The organism is Streptomyces sp. NPDC058964 (assembly GCF_042741275.1).
Lineage (GTDB): Bacteria > Actinomycetota > Actinomycetes > Streptomycetales > Streptomycetaceae > Streptomyces.
In genome coordinates, this window is record NZ_JBHYKH010000208.1 from 1 (window position 1) to 14674 (window position 14674).

At 71.6% G+C, this 14674-nt stretch carries 13 protein-coding genes; 5 read left to right on the top strand and 8 right to left on the bottom strand.

The genetic code is table 11. The annotated features are described in order from the left end of the window. Positions 1–108 precede the first annotated feature (108 nt). Both ACFW2E_RS24285 and ACFW2E_RS24290 read right to left on the bottom strand, forming a co-directional pair. Entirely contained in the window at positions 109–843 is a 735-nt protein-coding gene (locus ACFW2E_RS24285; RefSeq protein WP_384469183.1) for a YcnI family protein, read from the bottom strand. A gap of 160 nt (positions 844–1003) precedes the next feature. Beyond that, complete coding sequence (locus ACFW2E_RS24290) at positions 1004–1858, bottom strand: hypothetical protein (RefSeq protein ID WP_384469184.1); 855 nt, start codon at positions 1856–1858, stop codon at positions 1004–1006. 221 nt (positions 1859–2079) lie between these two features. Between ACFW2E_RS24290 and ACFW2E_RS24295 the strand changes: the two genes are divergently transcribed. Together ACFW2E_RS24295 and ACFW2E_RS24300 are read left to right on the top strand one after the other, a co-directional pair. Beyond that, complete coding sequence (locus ACFW2E_RS24295) at positions 2080–2526, top strand: ATP-binding protein (RefSeq protein ID WP_384469185.1); 447 nt, start codon at positions 2080–2082, stop codon at positions 2524–2526. Between the two features lie 38 nt (positions 2527–2564). Continuing rightward, complete coding sequence (locus ACFW2E_RS24300; protein WP_384469186.1) at positions 2565–3128, top strand: GNAT family N-acetyltransferase; 564 nt, start codon at positions 2565–2567, stop codon at positions 3126–3128. Between the two features lie 298 nt (positions 3129–3426). Here ACFW2E_RS24300 and ACFW2E_RS24305 read toward each other — a convergent pair whose 3' ends face one another. The 3 genes from ACFW2E_RS24305 to ACFW2E_RS24315 all read right to left on the bottom strand — a co-directional run bounded on the left by ACFW2E_RS24305 (position 3427) and on the right by ACFW2E_RS24315 (position 7916). Further along, positions 3427–4803: a PLP-dependent aminotransferase family protein gene (locus ACFW2E_RS24305; protein ID WP_384469187.1), complete on the bottom strand. Its 1377-nt coding sequence runs from the start codon at positions 4801–4803 to the stop codon at positions 3427–3429. Positions 4804–4869: 66 nt separating this feature from the next. Then, entirely contained in the window at positions 4870–6336 is a 1467-nt protein-coding gene (locus tag ACFW2E_RS24310) for an aminopeptidase P family protein (RefSeq protein ID WP_384469188.1), read from the bottom strand. A gap of 173 nt (positions 6337–6509) precedes the next feature. Next, on the bottom strand, positions 6510–7916 hold the full coding sequence (locus tag ACFW2E_RS24315) for a PP2C family protein-serine/threonine phosphatase (protein ID WP_384469189.1): 1407 nt from the start codon (positions 7914–7916) through the stop codon (positions 6510–6512). Between the two features lie 612 nt (positions 7917–8528). On the opposite strand from ACFW2E_RS24315, the gene ACFW2E_RS24320 reads away from it, so the two are divergent. Both ACFW2E_RS24320 and ACFW2E_RS24325 read left to right on the top strand, forming a co-directional pair. After that, positions 8529–9194: a bifunctional DNA primase/polymerase gene (locus ACFW2E_RS24320; protein WP_384469190.1), complete on the top strand. Its 666-nt coding sequence runs from the start codon at positions 8529–8531 to the stop codon at positions 9192–9194. 56 nt (positions 9195–9250) lie between these two features. Beyond that, positions 9251–9805, top strand: a complete 555-nt coding sequence (locus tag ACFW2E_RS24325; protein ID WP_384469191.1) for a hypothetical protein — start codon at positions 9251–9253, stop codon at positions 9803–9805. Between the two features lie 246 nt (positions 9806–10051). Here ACFW2E_RS24325 and ACFW2E_RS24330 read toward each other — a convergent pair whose 3' ends face one another. From ACFW2E_RS24330 to ACFW2E_RS24340, 3 genes are all read right to left on the bottom strand, one after another. Continuing rightward, on the bottom strand, positions 10052–11017 hold the full coding sequence (locus ACFW2E_RS24330) for a DUF5926 family protein (RefSeq protein ID WP_384469192.1): 966 nt from the start codon (positions 11015–11017) through the stop codon (positions 10052–10054). Positions 11018–11153: 136 nt separating this feature from the next. Further along, on the bottom strand, positions 11154–11792 hold the full coding sequence (locus tag ACFW2E_RS24335; protein ID WP_384469193.1) for an ATP-binding protein: 639 nt from the start codon (positions 11790–11792) through the stop codon (positions 11154–11156). Positions 11793–11934: 142 nt separating this feature from the next. Beyond that, positions 11935–12762, bottom strand: a complete 828-nt coding sequence (locus tag ACFW2E_RS24340; RefSeq protein WP_384469194.1) for a glycerophosphodiester phosphodiesterase — start codon at positions 12760–12762, stop codon at positions 11935–11937. A gap of 288 nt (positions 12763–13050) precedes the next feature. On the opposite strand from ACFW2E_RS24340, the gene ACFW2E_RS24345 reads away from it, so the two are divergent. Continuing rightward, complete coding sequence (locus ACFW2E_RS24345; RefSeq protein ID WP_384469195.1) at positions 13051–14526, top strand: S1C family serine protease; 1476 nt, start codon at positions 13051–13053, stop codon at positions 14524–14526. Positions 14527–14674: the final 148 nt, after the last annotated feature.

Sequence of the window (14674 nt, forward strand, 5' to 3'; positions counted from 1 at the left end):
GTTCTTGGCCCCACCAAAACTCCCCCCTGCGCGACTCCTGCCGCGGCCCCCGGGGCCCACACCCCAGCCCGCCCCCCCCCCCCGGCCCGCGGTGCGGGCGAGCGGGTTTCAGGCCGCGGACCGCCTGCGCCCGGCCAGCACGCCGTACGCCACTCCCGCCGCGCCGACGACGATGCCGACCACGCCGAGCACACGAGCGGTGGTGTCGCTGCCGCCGGAGGAGCCGGAAGCGGCCGCGGTCCCGGTCCCGGAGGTCTTGTCGGAGGCGTCCTCGGCCTTCGCGGAGCCGTGCGAGTGCTCATCGGCGGAGGCGGCGGCCAGCTCCAGCACCGGGGCCGGGTTCTCGGGCTCGTCCTGGCCGTCCTGCTGGACCTCGATCCAGCGCACGACCTCGTTGTTGGAGTACGTCTGGACCGCCTTGAAGACGAGCTCGTCGGTGTCCTCGGGCAGGGTGCCCACGGAGAGCGGGAACTTCTGGAAGTAGCCCGGCCCGATCCCCTTGCCGTCGGCCGTCCAGGTGACCTTGGTGACCGCCTCGGAGATCTGCTTGCCGTGCATCTCCAGCGGCTTGTCGAGCTTGGCCTTGGTGACCTCGACGGTCCAGCCGGCGATCGGCTGCGGCATCACCGAGGCCAGCGGGTGGTCGGCCGGGAAGTCGACCTCCAGCTTGGTGGTCGAGGCGCTGTCGCGCTCGTTGGGGACCTTGAAGTCGATGACCGCGTAGCCGCCCTTGGCGGCCGTTCCCTCGGGCTGCACGGAGACGTGTGCGAACGCGGGGGCGGAGACGGCTAGGACGGCCGTGCCCGCGACGGCAGCGGCCGCGGCGATACGAGAGACCTTCATGGCAGGGAGCACTCCACTCCGGGTGAGTTCCGGTGAAGGAACGTGAAAGGTGAAGGAAGCAGGGGAAGGGGGCGCGCACTGGGTGCACGCGCGCGTGCCGCACGACGGCGGCCGGTCCCCTCCTGCCCCGTCCGGGTGGAGTGGTTGCGGTCGCGTCGCGTCAGGCGGCGAGGACGAGTGCGGCGGCGGGCGGCCCGCGCCGGATCACCGTGTGCTGGAGTGCGGTGGTGTGCGGGGCGGGCGGATCGTCCCGTGCGGTGCGCCGCTGGAGCGGGCCTGCCTCGGGTGCGGCCGGAAGCCCGGCGCACAGGGCGCGTACCAGCGCGAGCGCCCCGCGCAGGGAACGTACGAGCGCCCCCTCCGCGACTCCGTGCGCCGACAGTTCGATCAGGCGCAGCAGGGCGAGGTCGCCGCGGCGCATCAGCCAGCCGACCGCGACCGCGGCGAGGACGTGGGCGAGCAGCATGGGCAGGGACGGCAGCAGCGACTCCGACGAGCCGGTCGCGTCCCCTGCGTGCTGCATGGCGCTCATGTCCGTTGCCGGGGCGGGCAGCAGGCGTGCCTCGGACAGGAGCCGGAAGGCGTGGGCCGGGGTGATCGCCGCGGCGCCGGTACCGCACACGAGCCGCGCGGCCCGCTCCACGAGCAGGGCGTCGCTCATCCCGGCCATGGAGCCCATGGAGCCCATGGAGCCCATGGAGCCCATGGACATCGTGCCGGACGGCGTGGCGGCCGCACCGTGCTGACCCAGCCCGAACAGGGTGTGCAGCACGGACTGACCGAGCGCCAGCATCGTGGCGATCCCGGGCAGCGAGCGCTCCCGCCCGGCGAGCGGCGCCACCAGCGCGAGGGCGCCCAGGAATCCGGCGCCCAGTGTCCACAGCGGGACGGTGCCGCAGGAGGCCAGGGTGTGCCCGGCCGCGGCCAGCACGACGCAGACCGCGGCGAACACCGCGGCCCGCAGGATCCGGAGGCGTTGTCCGGAGCGCGCCGTGCGCTGGTGGGGGGCAGTCATGGCGCGCTCATCATCGCACTGGACGCGCCGCGGCCCGACGGCAGGTCCGCAAGGTTCCCTACGACCGGAAGGTCACACTCTGCCACGAGCCGCCCCTCATACACCGATTCCTCCCCGCGCGCATCGTCCGGATGGACGGCGTCTCACCGGCGGAGTGCTTACACCCGGGTACGGGCGGCAATACGTATCGGTATGTCGAGCCGCGGCCAGGAGGCTGGAGCATGAGCATCTGGTGGTCACTCCATCTGCGCCGCGAGGCAGCGAGCGTCCCGCTCGCGCGGCGACTGCTCCTCGGCACGATGGAGACCGCGGGAGTCGATCCCGACATCTGCTACGACCTGTCCGTCGCGCTCAGCGAGGCCTGCGCGAACGCTGTCGAGCACGGCGGGGACGCGACGCTCGGAGGCCCGTCCGAGGCGTACCGGGTGACCGCCTACCTCGACGGCGAGAAGTGCCGTATCGAAGTGGCCGACTCCGGACCGGGGTTCGCCCGGCCCCAGGCTTTCCGGCCCGCGCGGGCGGACGCCGAGCACGGACGCGGGCTGTGCCTCATCCAGGAACTCGCCGATCACGTCCACATCGGCGGCAAGCCGGGCCGGAACGGGACGGTGGTGAGCTTCGACAAGATGCTCAAGTGGAAGAAAGATCCTTCCCTGCTTACGGCATGAAGGCTGCGCAGGCATAACGCCCGCGCTAGGGTGCGCGCATGAATATCGAAACCGAGGAAATAGCCCACGGTGTGATACTGCGGCCGCTCGTCCAGGGCGATGCCGAGGCGCTTTGTGCCGCATACGTCGAAAATCGGAAACACCTCGAACCGTGGGAGCCGTACAGACCGGACTCCTTCTTCACGCTCGAAGGCCAGACGGAGCGTCTGGAGGGACTGCTGCGTCAGTTCTCGGAAGGTGGTCTGGTGCCCTGGGTCCTCGAGTCGGACGGCGGGCGGATCGTGGGCGCGATCACGCTGTCCGGGATCTCGATGGGGCCCTTCTGCAGCGCCTATCTGGGGTACTGGGTCGCCGCCGACCAGCAGAACCGCGGGCTGGCCGGCGGCGCCGTGGAACGGGTCTGCCGGATCGCGCGGGACACGGTGGGACTGCACCGGATCGAGGCGTCCACGATTATCGAGAACATCGCTTCCCAGCGTGTGCTGAAGAGATGCGGATTCGACTCCATCGGTATGGCCCCGAGCTATTTGCACATCAATGGGGAATGGCGGGACTGCTGTTTGTTCCAGCGGATCCTGCACAACGCCGATCCGGCCATGTGATCGGGTCGTTTTGGGCCGGCCTCGACCTGCCCGGATTTTCACAGCTCTTTGAGATCTCTTGCCCATGTGTCTGACAAGCGGCGTTCCTGGCTTCCTCGGCCGTGAATCGAGGCCGGCTCGACTCCCACGACACGGGTGAAGTACAGCGCCGACGTCACGTAGCAGGCGCCGTCGCCGATGGAGTCGGTCGGCTGGGCCGGTGCCGGCACGCGCTGCGGGGGGTTCGTCATACGGGCGGCACCAGAGGCGTGTTGGACCTGTGGACAGGCCCGGCACCGGAGGCTTTCAGGGGCCCGCTTCACGCCCCGTCGAGTACCTTCGCCAACACCTCCAGTGCCTCCGGATACACCCGTTCCCGGGGCGTGCCGTACCCGACGACGAGCCCCTGCCGCAGGCCTTCGCCGGGTGGGCCGGCCGCATGCCAGTGGTCCCCCAGGCGGCCGAGGGCGAGCCCCTCCGCCGCCGCGCGCGCGAACACCTCCGCCTCGTCGGAGACCTCCACCAGGGCGTGCAGCCCGGCCGCGATCCCGCGCACCGGCCGGCGAGGGCCCAGCCGGTCCAGGAGCTGGTCCCTGCGGCGCCGGTACCGCAGGCGGCACGCGCGCACATGGCGGTCGTACGCATGGCTGTCGATGAGTTCGGCGAGCGCCAACTGGCCGATGGACTCGGTGTGGTGGTCGCTGTGCAGCTTGGCGTCGGCGACCGCGTCCACCAGGTGCCGCGGCAGCACCATCCAGCCCAGCCGCAGCGCGGGGCCGAGGGTCTTGGAGGCGGTGCCCAGGTACACCACCTGGCCCGGGGCCATCCCCTGGAGCGCGCCGACGGGCTGACGGTCGTAGCGGAACTCCCCGTCGTAGTCGTCCTCGACGATGAGGGACCCACGCGTGCGTGCCCAGTCGCTGAGCGCGCGCCGCCGCTCCGGGTGCAGGGTCACTCCGGTCGGGTACTGATGGGCGGGCGTGACGACCACGGCGGCCGCGTCGCCCAGCTCCCGCGCGCGGACTCCGCGTTCGTCGACCGGAACGGGCACCACCGTCCCGCCGTTGCGCCGAACCACCTCCCGGTGGAAGGGCAGCCCGGGGTCCTCCATGGCGACGGCGGCGCCGTCCAGCACGCGGGTGAGCAGCGCGAGGCCCTGCACGTACCCCGAGGTGATCACGATCCGTTCCGGCGGCGCGATCACCCCGCGCGCCCGCCCCAGGTAGCCCGAGAGCGCCGTGCGCAGCTCGATCCGGCCGCGCGGATCGCCGTAGTCGTACGCCAGTGAGGGCGCCGTCGCGATGGCGCGGCGCAGCGCCCGCAGCCAGGCCGCCGCCGGAAACGCCCCCACGTCCGGACTGCCGGGCCGCAGATCGAAGACGGGTGCACGCGCGTGTGCGGCCGTCTCCGGCGTGCCGGCGTCGACGGAGGGCAGCGAAGCCACCCGGGTGCCCGAGCCCTGCCGCGCCGTCAGATATCCCTCGGCGACGAGCTGGTCGTACGCCGCCTTGGCGGTGCCGCGCGAGATCCCGAGCTCGGAGGCGAGCCGCCGGGTCGCGGGCAGCCGTGTCCCGGGTGCCAGCCGTCCGGCGCGCACGGCGTCGCGCAGCGCCCGTTCGAGCCCGACCCGGCGTCCGTCCGCCGCGTCGGGTTCCAGATGCAGGTCCACACCGACACCGGACCAGAAGTCGTCCACGAAATGCCTCCCCCTGGGCACGTGAATGGCCGGGCACCGTTCCGGTGCCCGGCCATCAGTGTGACGTCAGCCCTTCAGCGAGGCCATCCACGCCTCGACCTCGTCGGACCGGCGGGGCAGTCCGTCCGAGAGATTGCGGTTCCCGTCCTCGGTGACCAGGATGTCGTCCTCGATCCGGACGCCGATGCCCCGGTACTCCTGCGGCACGGTCAGGTCGTCGGCCTGGAAGTACAGGCCCGGCTCGACCGTGAGCACCATGCCGGGTTCGAGGACGCCCTCGACGTACGTCTCCGTGCGGGCGGCCGCGCAGTCGTGGACGTCCATGCCGAGCATGTGCCCGGTGCCGTGCAGGGTCCAGCGGCGCTGCAGGCCGAGCTCCAGGACGCGCTCGACCGGGCCCTCGACCAGACCCCACTCGACGAGCCTCTCGGCGAGCACGTGCTGGGCGGCGTCGTGGAAGTCGCGGTACTTGGCGCCCGGCTTCACCGCCGCGATCCCGGCCTCCTGGGCCTCGTACACGGCGTCGTAGATCTTCTTCTGGATCTCGCTGTACGTGCCGTTGACCGGCAGTGTGCGCGTGACGTCGGCGGTGTAGAGCGTGTGCGTCTCGACACCGGCGTCCAGCAGGAGCAGGTCGCCGGAGCGGACCGGGCCGTCGTTGCGGACCCAGTGCAGGGTGCAGGCGTGCGGGCCGGACGCGCAGATGGAGCCGTAGCCGACGTCGTTGCCCTCCACGCGCGCGCGGAGGAAGAACGTGCCCTCGATGTAGCGCTCGGAGGTCGCCTCGGCCCTGTCGAGGACCTTCACCACGTCCTCGAAGCCGCGCACGGTCGAGTCGACGGCCTTCTGCAGCTCGCCGATCTCGAACCCGTCCTTGATCAGCCGGGCCTCGGAGAGGAAGACGCGCAGCTCCTCGTCGCGCTCGGCGGTGACCTTGTCGTGCAGGGCCGCCTCGACCCCGGCGTCGTAGCCGCGCACCACGCGGACCGGGCCGGTGGCCTCCTTCAGCTTCTCGGGCAGCTCGCGCACGTCGGCGGCGGGGATGCCGTAGAGCGCCTCCGACTCGGTGAGCGAGTGGCGGCGGCCGACCCAGAGCTCGCCCTGGCCGGAGAGCCAGAACTCGCCGTTCTCGCGGTCGGAGCGGGGCAGGAGGTAGATCGTCTCCTGGTGGCCGTCGGCCGTGGGCTCCAGGACGAGGACGCCGTCCTCGGTCTGGTTGCCGGTGAGGTAGGCGTACTCGACCGACGACCGGAAGGCGTACTCGGTGTCGTTCGAGCGGGTCTTCAGATTGCCCGCCGGGATCACCAGGCGCTCGCCCGGGAAGCGGGCGGACAGCGCGGCACGGCGGCGCGCGGTGTGCGCGGCCTGCGCGATCGGCTTGAGGTCCCGCAGCTCCGTGTCGGCCCAGCCGGACTTCATGTTCTCGGCAAGCTCGTCGGAGACGCCCGGGTACAGGCCGTTCTTCCGCTGCTTGATGGGCTCCTCGGACTCAGTTTCCGGGGTCTCCGGAGTGAGCTCGTCGGCCACGGTCATCCTCCTCGATACGGCACGGTCCCCCCGAGCCCTCGGCGATCTCGGTTCCGCTCGAGCAGGGGGACCCCCATCATCGTACGGTCGTACCGGAGTGGTCCTGGGCGGGAAGAGCTGTTATGGCCCCTCATGCGACCCTGCCGCAGGGTCCGGCCGTGGCGGACCGTTCCGCCTGCTCAGTCGAAGCGCGCGGCCAGCAGGACGACGTCCTCCGGGCTGTCCGCGGCGTCCAGGCCGTCCGGCAGGACCGTGCGCAGCACGTGGTCGGCGATGGCCGCCGGGTCGCGGCGCAGGGCGCGCGGCACGCTCGCGGCCGCCGCGTGCAGCCGGGCGAAGGCGCGGTCCGTGGGGTCGCCGGTGCGGTGGAGCAGTCCGTCGGTGTAGAGCAGAACCGTCTCTCCGGCTTCCGCCTCGAACTCCACGCTGGGCGCCTCCCAGCAGGCGAGCATGCCCAGGGGCGCGGACACGGAGGTCTCCGCGAACTCCGTGCGCCGCTCGCCGATCAGCAGCGGCGGGCTGTGCCCGGCGCCGGCCAGGGTGACCTTGCGCAGTGCCGGTTCGCAGTAGGCGAACAGGGCGGTGGCGGAGCGGGCCGGTTCGGTCAGTCGCAGCAGCAGTTCCAGGTCGGACAGGACGGCGACCGGGTCCTCGCCCTCCATCACGGCGTACGCCCTCAGGGACGCTCTGAGCCGGCCCATGGCGGCGACCGCGCTGGGCCCGCAACCGGTGACCGAGCCGACCGCGAGGCCGAGCGCGCCGTCGGGCAGCGGCAGCGCGTCGTACCAGTCGCCGCCGCCGCGCGGGCCGGTGCGGTGCCGGGCGGCGAGCTGGACCCCGGCCACGCGGGGCAGCCGGGACGGCAGCAGTTCCTCGGAGAGGGTGGCCACGCACGCGCGCGTGCGCTCGACCTCCACCAGCCGGGCCAGGTGTTCGGTGGCGTAACGGACGTACAGGCCGGCGAGGTGGCGCCGGCGCTCGTCGGGCTCGGCGGGCTCGTCGTACAGCCACACGGCGGCACCGAGGCGGCCGGCGGCGTCGGTGGTCAGGGGGAGGGCGTAGCTGGCGGCGTAGCCGAGGCGGGCGGCCACCTCGCGGTGGCGGGGGTCGAGGCCGTCCTCGGCGAACAGGTCGGGGTGGCGGATCTCGCCGCCGCCGGGGAGGCCGGCGGGTGTGTCGAGGAGCTCGCCGTACGACATGGCGCCGCGCGGCACGGTCTCGATGTGGCCGAGATCGGCGCGGCCGAGGCCCAGGCCGATGGTGCTGTCGGGACCGAGGCCGTCGGCTGGTTCCAGTACGACGAGACCGCGCCGGGCGCCCACGAGGGCGGCTCCGGCGCGCAGCAGTTCCCGGAGCGCTCCGTCGAGTGAGTCCGTGCGCACCAGGCGTTCGGTGAGTTCGTGGAGGGTCGTGAGATCCGAGACCCAGCCGGCCAGCCGGTCCTGCAGGAGGGTTCCCGGCGCGGGGCCGTTGGGGGCGGGCACGGGAGTGGCGCCCGGGGCGGGGGGTGCGGGTGCGACAGTGTGTGCGGGCGTGGGAACCGTTGAATCGATTCCGGCCACTTTCGGAGGGTGAGGGGCGTTCATGGCGTCCGGCTTTCAGACCGGTGCGTATTGCTCAAAAGCATCGCAAACCCCCATGTCATTCTGCGCCGCTGGCGGTGTCTCCACATGTACACGCACTCGTTAGGGGATGTCCAGCATTGTCCTGCTGGGATTCCTGGTGTCCATGGGCCACTTGCGGGTTTCTTCCGGACCTCTTGCGCAACGGCAAAGTTGGCTTAAAACTGCCTCGGGTATCGGTTCATTGCGGTCGACTGGGTTTGCTCCACAGAGCGTCACGACGGTCGAGATGGGTACGTACTCGGAGAAGGCCAGGGGTGGTTGGGGGCCACCCGGAACCTGGCGACGGACCCGGGCGTCTTAGCCACCGACGACCGTGCCCCATCCTCCCGTGGTGGAGGCGGAGAGAAATACGCGGGACGGCAAAACGCCAGACTTCGCCACCCCCACCCCGCGGCCGTGCTTTTGATAGACGCAGTAAGGACGCGGGCACGGCCAACGTTCGACCCTTTGGGGTTCCCCCTGCTCCGGGCAGGGGTGTGATGCGCCAACAGGTACGCACAGTGAAGCGATCGACACATGTTGTGATGTGGTCCACGGTGTTGCCAGCGGTGCAACGGAAAGGAACGAGCGCTCATGCGCGAGATCCTCGGAAGGCGACGCAGGCTCCTGTCCAGGCGGAACGACGGGAGGCCTGAGATGCTCAGCGCGGCCCTGACCTTCGCGGCGGAATGGCAGTGGCCCGTACTCCCGGGCGTGGCCCCGGACCCGCAGGGACGGGCCCGCTGCGCCTGCCCCGACCCGGATTGCACGGTGCCCGGTGCCCACCCCTTCGACCCCGGCCTCCTCGCGGCCACCACCGACGAGCGCATGGTCCGCTGGTGGTGGACCAACAGGCCGAACGCACCCGTCGTACTCGCCACCGGCGGCAAGGCCCCCTGCGCGGTCAGCCTGCCGGCCCTCGCGGCCTCCCGGGCCCTCGGCGCGCTCGACCGTCACGGTATGCGCCTCGGCCCGGTGATCGCCTCGCCCACGCGCTGGGCGCTGCTCGTCAAGCCGTACTCGATGGAACAGCTGGGCGAACTGCTCTACGCGAAGGACTTCGTCCCCGGCTCCCTCCGCTTCCACGGAGAGGGCGGCTATCTCGCCCTGCCCCCGTCCGAGACCGGTCAGGGCGCCATCCGCTGGGAGCGTGCGCCGCTGCCCGGCTCGGCCTCGCCCTGGGTGCCCGATGTGGAGGCCGTGGTGGACGCCGTGGTTGACGCCCTCACTCGTACGGGTGTGAGCGCGCCCGAGTTGTAAGGGTGTCGGGCGCGAGCGGAACCGGCCGCCCGCCCTCGGTCGTTATCTTCCGGTACATGAACGTTCGTCTGCTCGCCCTCGCGGGCGTCGTGGCCTGCGCGGTCGTGCTGCCTCTGACCTTGGCGTCCGCGGGGCCGGTGGGCGACTCCGCGCGATCGTCGTCCGAAGGGGCGCGAGCGGTCGTACGCACACCTCCGCGCGGTGACGCGAAGGACCGCTCCGTCGTGTCCGAAGGCCCCCCGCGGGTGCTCGGCCTGGGCCTGGCCACCGCCGCCCGCTGCGGCCCGGAACTCTCCTCCCCCGACGGCGTGGAGGCGCAGACCTGTGTGATGACACAGGGCGAGGAGACCTGGGCGCGCACCTACTACCGCAACGCCACCGGCAAGGCGCTGGACTCGGAGCTGAGCTTCATGGGGCCCGGCGGCCGCATCTTGCAGTTGCGCTGCGCCGTGGACGCCGACGACGAGCCCGCCACCTGTGAGACACCCCGGGAGCACACCCGCGGCGGCCCGGACGCGTACACGGCGGTCGCGGAGTTCGCGGCGCAGGGCACGGGCGGACCGCTGCTGCTGCGCTCCGGGAGCAACTCCGGGGATTCCGGCACCAGTTGACGGAGGAGTTGGTTCCGTACAGCGGCGGCGGACATGGAAAGACCCGGTTGCTGGCGACGGGGGATGCACCAGCAACCGGGCTACTGGAACGGTAACAAGAGATCGGCGGTTAGCAAATTCGATCTCGGCTATTCGGACACCGATTGGCCTGTCCCGTCCGGGAGTTGTGACAGGAGTCACCCCTTCTGGCGGGATGACAGCGGCTGACCGGTCGGTCAGCCGCATCCCATGGTGCCGGTCCGCGCGTCAGCTGAGCGTGACCTGCCGGTTGGTCAGCCCGCCCCGCGCGCGGCGCTCGTCGGCGGTGAGCGGCGCCTCCGAGGCCAGGGCGGCGGTGAGGCGCTCGGCGAACTCGGCGGCCGGCTTCTCCACGTCCTCCGCCGTGACACCGCTCGGCAGGTCCCAGACGGGCACGGTGAGCCCGTGAGCGCGGAAGGAACCGACCAGCCGGGTGCCCTCACCGAGGCTCGAACGGCCCGCCGCGTGCAGCCGGGCGAGAGCGTCCAGAAGCTGCTCCTCCGGATACGGCATGACCCAGCGGAGGTGGTTCTTCTCCGGGGTCTGGCACCAGTACGCGCCGTCCACGCCGGTCAGCTTCACCGTGGGGATGGCCGCGGCGTTGGCCCGCTCCAGGGAAGCGGTCACCTCCGGCGTGGCGTTCTCGGGGTCCGGGACCCAGAACTCGAATCCGCTGTGCACAACTGGCTCGAACGCGCCTTCGGGGTCGAGCAGGTCCTGCATACGCGGACCGTCGGCCGGGGCGCGCCGGCCCTGGACGGGCGTGCCCGGTTCCGCGGTGAGGGCGCGCTGCAGGGTGTCGGCCAGGTCGCGGCTGATGTCGCCGGACGAGGTGTCGTTCTGCAGACCCAGCAGGACCGAGCCGTCGTCGCGGCGCAGGGCGGGCCAGGCCATCGGCAGCACCGTGGCGAGCGTGACCGAGGGGACGCCTTCGGGGAGGCCGTCCTTCAGGGGCAGTTCGACCGTGGCGGCGGGCACCAGCTCGCGCAGCGCGACCCAGTCGCCCTCGCCCGGCAGGCCTTCGAAGGGGCGGTGCACCAGCTCGGTCACGGCGTGCGCGGCTGCCCGGCCGTGGCACGCCTTGTAACGGCGGCCGCTGCCGCAGGGGCAGGGCTCGCGGGCACCGACCACCGGGATCTCTGCATCGCTGAGCTGCGGGCGCTTGGCCTTCGTCTGAGGTCGCTTCTTGGCCATCGTGGGTGTCTCCCGGTTACGGCTCGTCTCGTACGGGCGGGAGCCTAGCCGTTCACGCCATGATCGACGGGGACCTGTGGACAACGCGCACGTACGGCCGTCGCGCGCCCGTGGGCGACGGGGCCGTGACGGGTCGTCAGTCCAGGTCGTCGAACGCGTCCGCGAAGTCGAGAGCGGGCATCGCGGAGACTACGGGCGCTGTGACGCGCGTAGCGAAATCGGCGCGGCGGTGCCCGGCATCGGGATCGTGAACGTCCTGGTGGACCACGACCCACACGGTCACCTCTCCCCGGGCGTCGTCCCGTACTCCCCAGTCGTCCGCCAGCGCCGTGATGATGTTCAGCCCACGGCCGCCGTGCGCGGTGACCGACGGGGTGGCCGGAGCCGGGCGGGTCGGGCCACCGCCGTCGGTCACCTCGACGACGAGCCGGCCGCGCGGGTCCACACGCCATGCCGCCCGGACGTCGCCGTCCCCGGCCAGTGCGTCGCCCAAGGGGCGCCCGTGTTTGCACGCGTTGCTCAAGAGCTCGGAAAGGATCAGTACGGCATCGTCGATGACCGGTTCCGATACGCCACCTGTGCGCAGCTGATCGCGCATGCGGTGTCTTGCTTTCCCCACGCCCGCAGGGCCATGGGGTACGGCCATGCTCGACGACGTGGGCACCTCCTGTGCCACCACCAACGCCACCCCCGAGACCTCCTTTGCCCCACGCCACGGTGTGGATGCCCCATTGGCCTGTACCGGAAACCGGCCAATCCAGGTCCGGCGACGCATTCGCAACGATCGAATACGTACCGAACGCGCCGGAGCACTCCCTGTAATGGTGTGACTTGATTTCGTTGGTGTGGCCGAGAACGGAGAATGGTTCAGGAGTCCGGCCGGGTCAAGGGCCGCGGACCGGTCCTTACGGGGCTCTTTACATTCCGAGCCGGCGCAGCACCGCGTGCGGGCGGTTGGTGATGATGGCGTCGATGCCGAGTTCCACGCAGAGGTCGACGTCCTCGGGCTCGTTCACGGTCCACACGTGCACCTGGTGCCCGGCCCGCTTCAGCCGCTCGACGTAGGCGGGGTGGTTGCGCACGATCCGGATGGACGGCCCCGCGACCCGCACGCCCGCGGGCAGCCGGCCGTCGCGCAGCCGGGGCGAGACGAACTGCATCAGGTAGACCGTCGGCAGCGTCGGCGAGGCGGCCCTCACCCGGTGCAGCGAGCGCGCCGAGAAGCTCATGACCCGTACCGGCGACTCGGCCGGCGAGGCCGGGGCGTCCAGCCCGAACCGCTTCAGGAGCAGCAGCAGCCGTTCCTCGACCTGTCCGGCCCAGCGCGTGGGGTGCTTCGTCTCGATGGCCAGCTCCACCGGCCGCCCGGCGTCCGCGACCAGTTCCAGCAGGCGCTCCAGGGTGAGTACGGAGGTGTCCGCGCGGTCCTCCGGGCGGTACTCCCAGTCGGGCTCCTCGTCCCGGCCGCGCCAGGCCTCGCGCTTCTTCCAGGAGCCGAAGTCCAGGGCGGCGAGTTCGGCCAGCTCCAGGGCGGACACCGCCCCGCGTCCGTTGGACGTGCGGTTGACCCGCCGGTCGTGCACGCAGACCAGGTGGCCGTCCGCGGTCAGCCGTACGTCGCACTCGAGGGCGTCCGCGCCGTCCTCGATCGCCTTCCGGTACGCGGCGAGGGTGTGCTCGGGGGCGTCCTCGGAGGCTCCGCGGTGGGCGACCACCTGAATCTGGTGCTGTCGTGCGTGGGTCACCGCGTCATGGTCCCACCACGGCGGGGTACGTGTGGCGGCACGGGCGCGTACGTGCGACGAACGGGGGCATGAACCCTGCCGTTGAATGTAACTTTTGCCTTAAAGGTCCTATATAAAGACTGGCGCCGGACCCACAGCCACCGCTTATGGTGCTCTGACGGCCCGTGGGAAAAGCTGACAGCAGACAAAAGCACATGCACAGCTGAATCGCGCCGGACCGTCGACAAGCGTGAATGAGCGTGACCGAGTGCGACCGACAAAAACAGCCGTGGACCGAGGAGAAGAGCTGTGAGCACCGAGAACGAGGGCACCGAGGTACCCCCGGCCCCCTCCGCACCTCCCGTGCCGGTGGCATCTCCCGCTGCGTCCCCCCAGGCAGCCGCAGCCGCAGCCGACGGGAACGCACCGACAACTCCGATCCCGCCGGTGTATCCGGGCGCCCCCGGCGCACCGGAGCAGGGGGGCGTGGCAACGGCCGCGCACGCCTCCGCGGGCGCGGCCGGCGGACCCCAGGGCCCCGGCACCGCTCCGGACGGTTCCTGGCCGCCCCCGCCGCCCGCCACGCCCGCCTACGCGGACGGCGGTGCCGGAGGGGGAGCCGGCTGGGGCTCGTCGTACCACCAGCCCGCGCCGAAGCCGCGCAACGGACGCGGCGGACTGGTCGCCGCGGTCCTGGTGGCCGCGCTGGTCGCGGGAGGCCTGGGCGGCGGCCTCGGCTACACGCTGGCCAAGGACAACGACGACTCCGGCTCCACCACCGTGGCCGCCTCCGACAGCAGCGCCTCGCAGGTCAAGCGTGCCCCGGGCACCATCGCGGCGGTCGCCGCCAAGTCCCTGCCCAGCACGGTCACCATTGAGGCGGAGAGCACCAGTGGCGAGGGCGGCACGGGTACCGGGTTCGTCTTCGACAAGCAGGGCCACATCGTCACCAACAACCACGTGGTGGCCGACGCGGTCGACGGCGGCAAGCTGACCGCGACCTTCCCCAACGGCAAGAAGTACGACGCCGAGATCGTGGGCCACGCCCAGGGTTACGACGTGGCGGTCATCAAGCTCAAGAACGCCCCGTCGGACCTCAAGCCGCTCGCCCTCGGTGACTCCGACAAGGTGGCAGTCGGCGACGAGACGATCGCCATCGGCGCCCCCTTCGGCCTCTCCAACACGGTGACGACCGGCATCATCAGCGCCAAGAACCGCCCGGTCGCCTCCAGCGACGGCAGCGCCAGCAGCAAGGCGTCCTACATGAGCGCCCTGCAGACCGACGCTTCCATCAACCCGGGCAACTCCGGCGGCCCGCTGCTCGACGCGAGCGGCGCGGTCATCGGGATCAACTCCGCGATCCAGTCCAGCAGCAGCGGCGGTCTGGGCGGCTCCGGCCAGTCCGGTTCGATCGGTCTCGGCTTCGCCATCCCGATCAACCAGGCCAAGTACGTCGCCCAGCAGCTCATCAAGACCGGCAAGCCGGTCTACGCGAAGATCGGGGCGTCCGTCTCCCTGGAGGACTCCGCGGACGGCGCGAAGATCACCGACACGGGCGCCAGCGGCTCCGCTGCGGTCGAGTCGGGCGGTCCGGCGGACGAGGCGGGCCTCAAGCCCGGCGACGTCATCACCAAGCTCGACGACCACGTGATCGACAGCGGGCCCACCCTGATCGGTGAGATCTGGACCCACAAGCCCGGTGACAAGGTCACGATCACCTACAAGCGCGGCGGCCAGGAGCACACGGTCCAGCTCACCCTGGGCTCCCGCGCCGGCGACAACTGACCCACGCGGGCGTGCGCCGAGCGGTTACTCTTGTCCCGGCGGCGCCGGGGTGCCGGGGGGCGGCGGGGGGGGGGGCCGCGGCGGGCGCCCCCGCCCCGGCCGGGGTGGAAGTTGGGGAAGTACTAGAACTAACAACGCAGGTATAAGC

Excerpts from the sequence above, each read along its gene's own strand:
- ACFW2E_RS24330 (WP_384469192.1), bottom strand. The coding sequence starts at position 11,017 with ATGGCCAAGAAGCGACCTCAGACGAAGGCCAAGCGCCCGCAGCTCAGC.
- ACFW2E_RS24285 (WP_384469183.1), bottom strand. The coding sequence starts at position 843 with ATGAAGGTCTCTCGTATCGCCGCGGCCGCTGCCGTCGCGGGCACGGCC.
- ACFW2E_RS24290 (WP_384469184.1), bottom strand. The coding sequence starts at position 1,858 with ATGACTGCCCCCCACCAGCGCACGGCGCGCTCCGGACAACGCCTCCGG.
- ACFW2E_RS24335 (WP_384469193.1), bottom strand. The coding sequence starts at position 11,792 with ATGCGTCGCCGGACCTGGATTGGCCGGTTTCCGGTACAGGCCAATGGG.
- ACFW2E_RS24310 (WP_384469188.1), bottom strand. The coding sequence starts at position 6,336 with ATGACCGTGGCCGACGAGCTCACTCCGGAGACCCCGGAAACTGAGTCC.
- ACFW2E_RS24300 (WP_384469186.1), top strand. The coding sequence starts at position 2,565 with ATGAATATCGAAACCGAGGAAATAGCCCACGGTGTGATACTGCGGCCG.
- ACFW2E_RS24295 (WP_384469185.1), top strand. The coding sequence starts at position 2,080 with ATGAGCATCTGGTGGTCACTCCATCTGCGCCGCGAGGCAGCGAGCGTC.
- ACFW2E_RS24320 (WP_384469190.1), top strand. The coding sequence starts at position 8,529 with ATGCGCGAGATCCTCGGAAGGCGACGCAGGCTCCTGTCCAGGCGGAAC.
- ACFW2E_RS24315 (WP_384469189.1), bottom strand. The coding sequence starts at position 7,916 with ATGAACGCCCCTCACCCTCCGAAAGTGGCCGGAATCGATTCAACGGTT.
- ACFW2E_RS24325 (WP_384469191.1), top strand. The coding sequence starts at position 9,251 with ATGAACGTTCGTCTGCTCGCCCTCGCGGGCGTCGTGGCCTGCGCGGTC.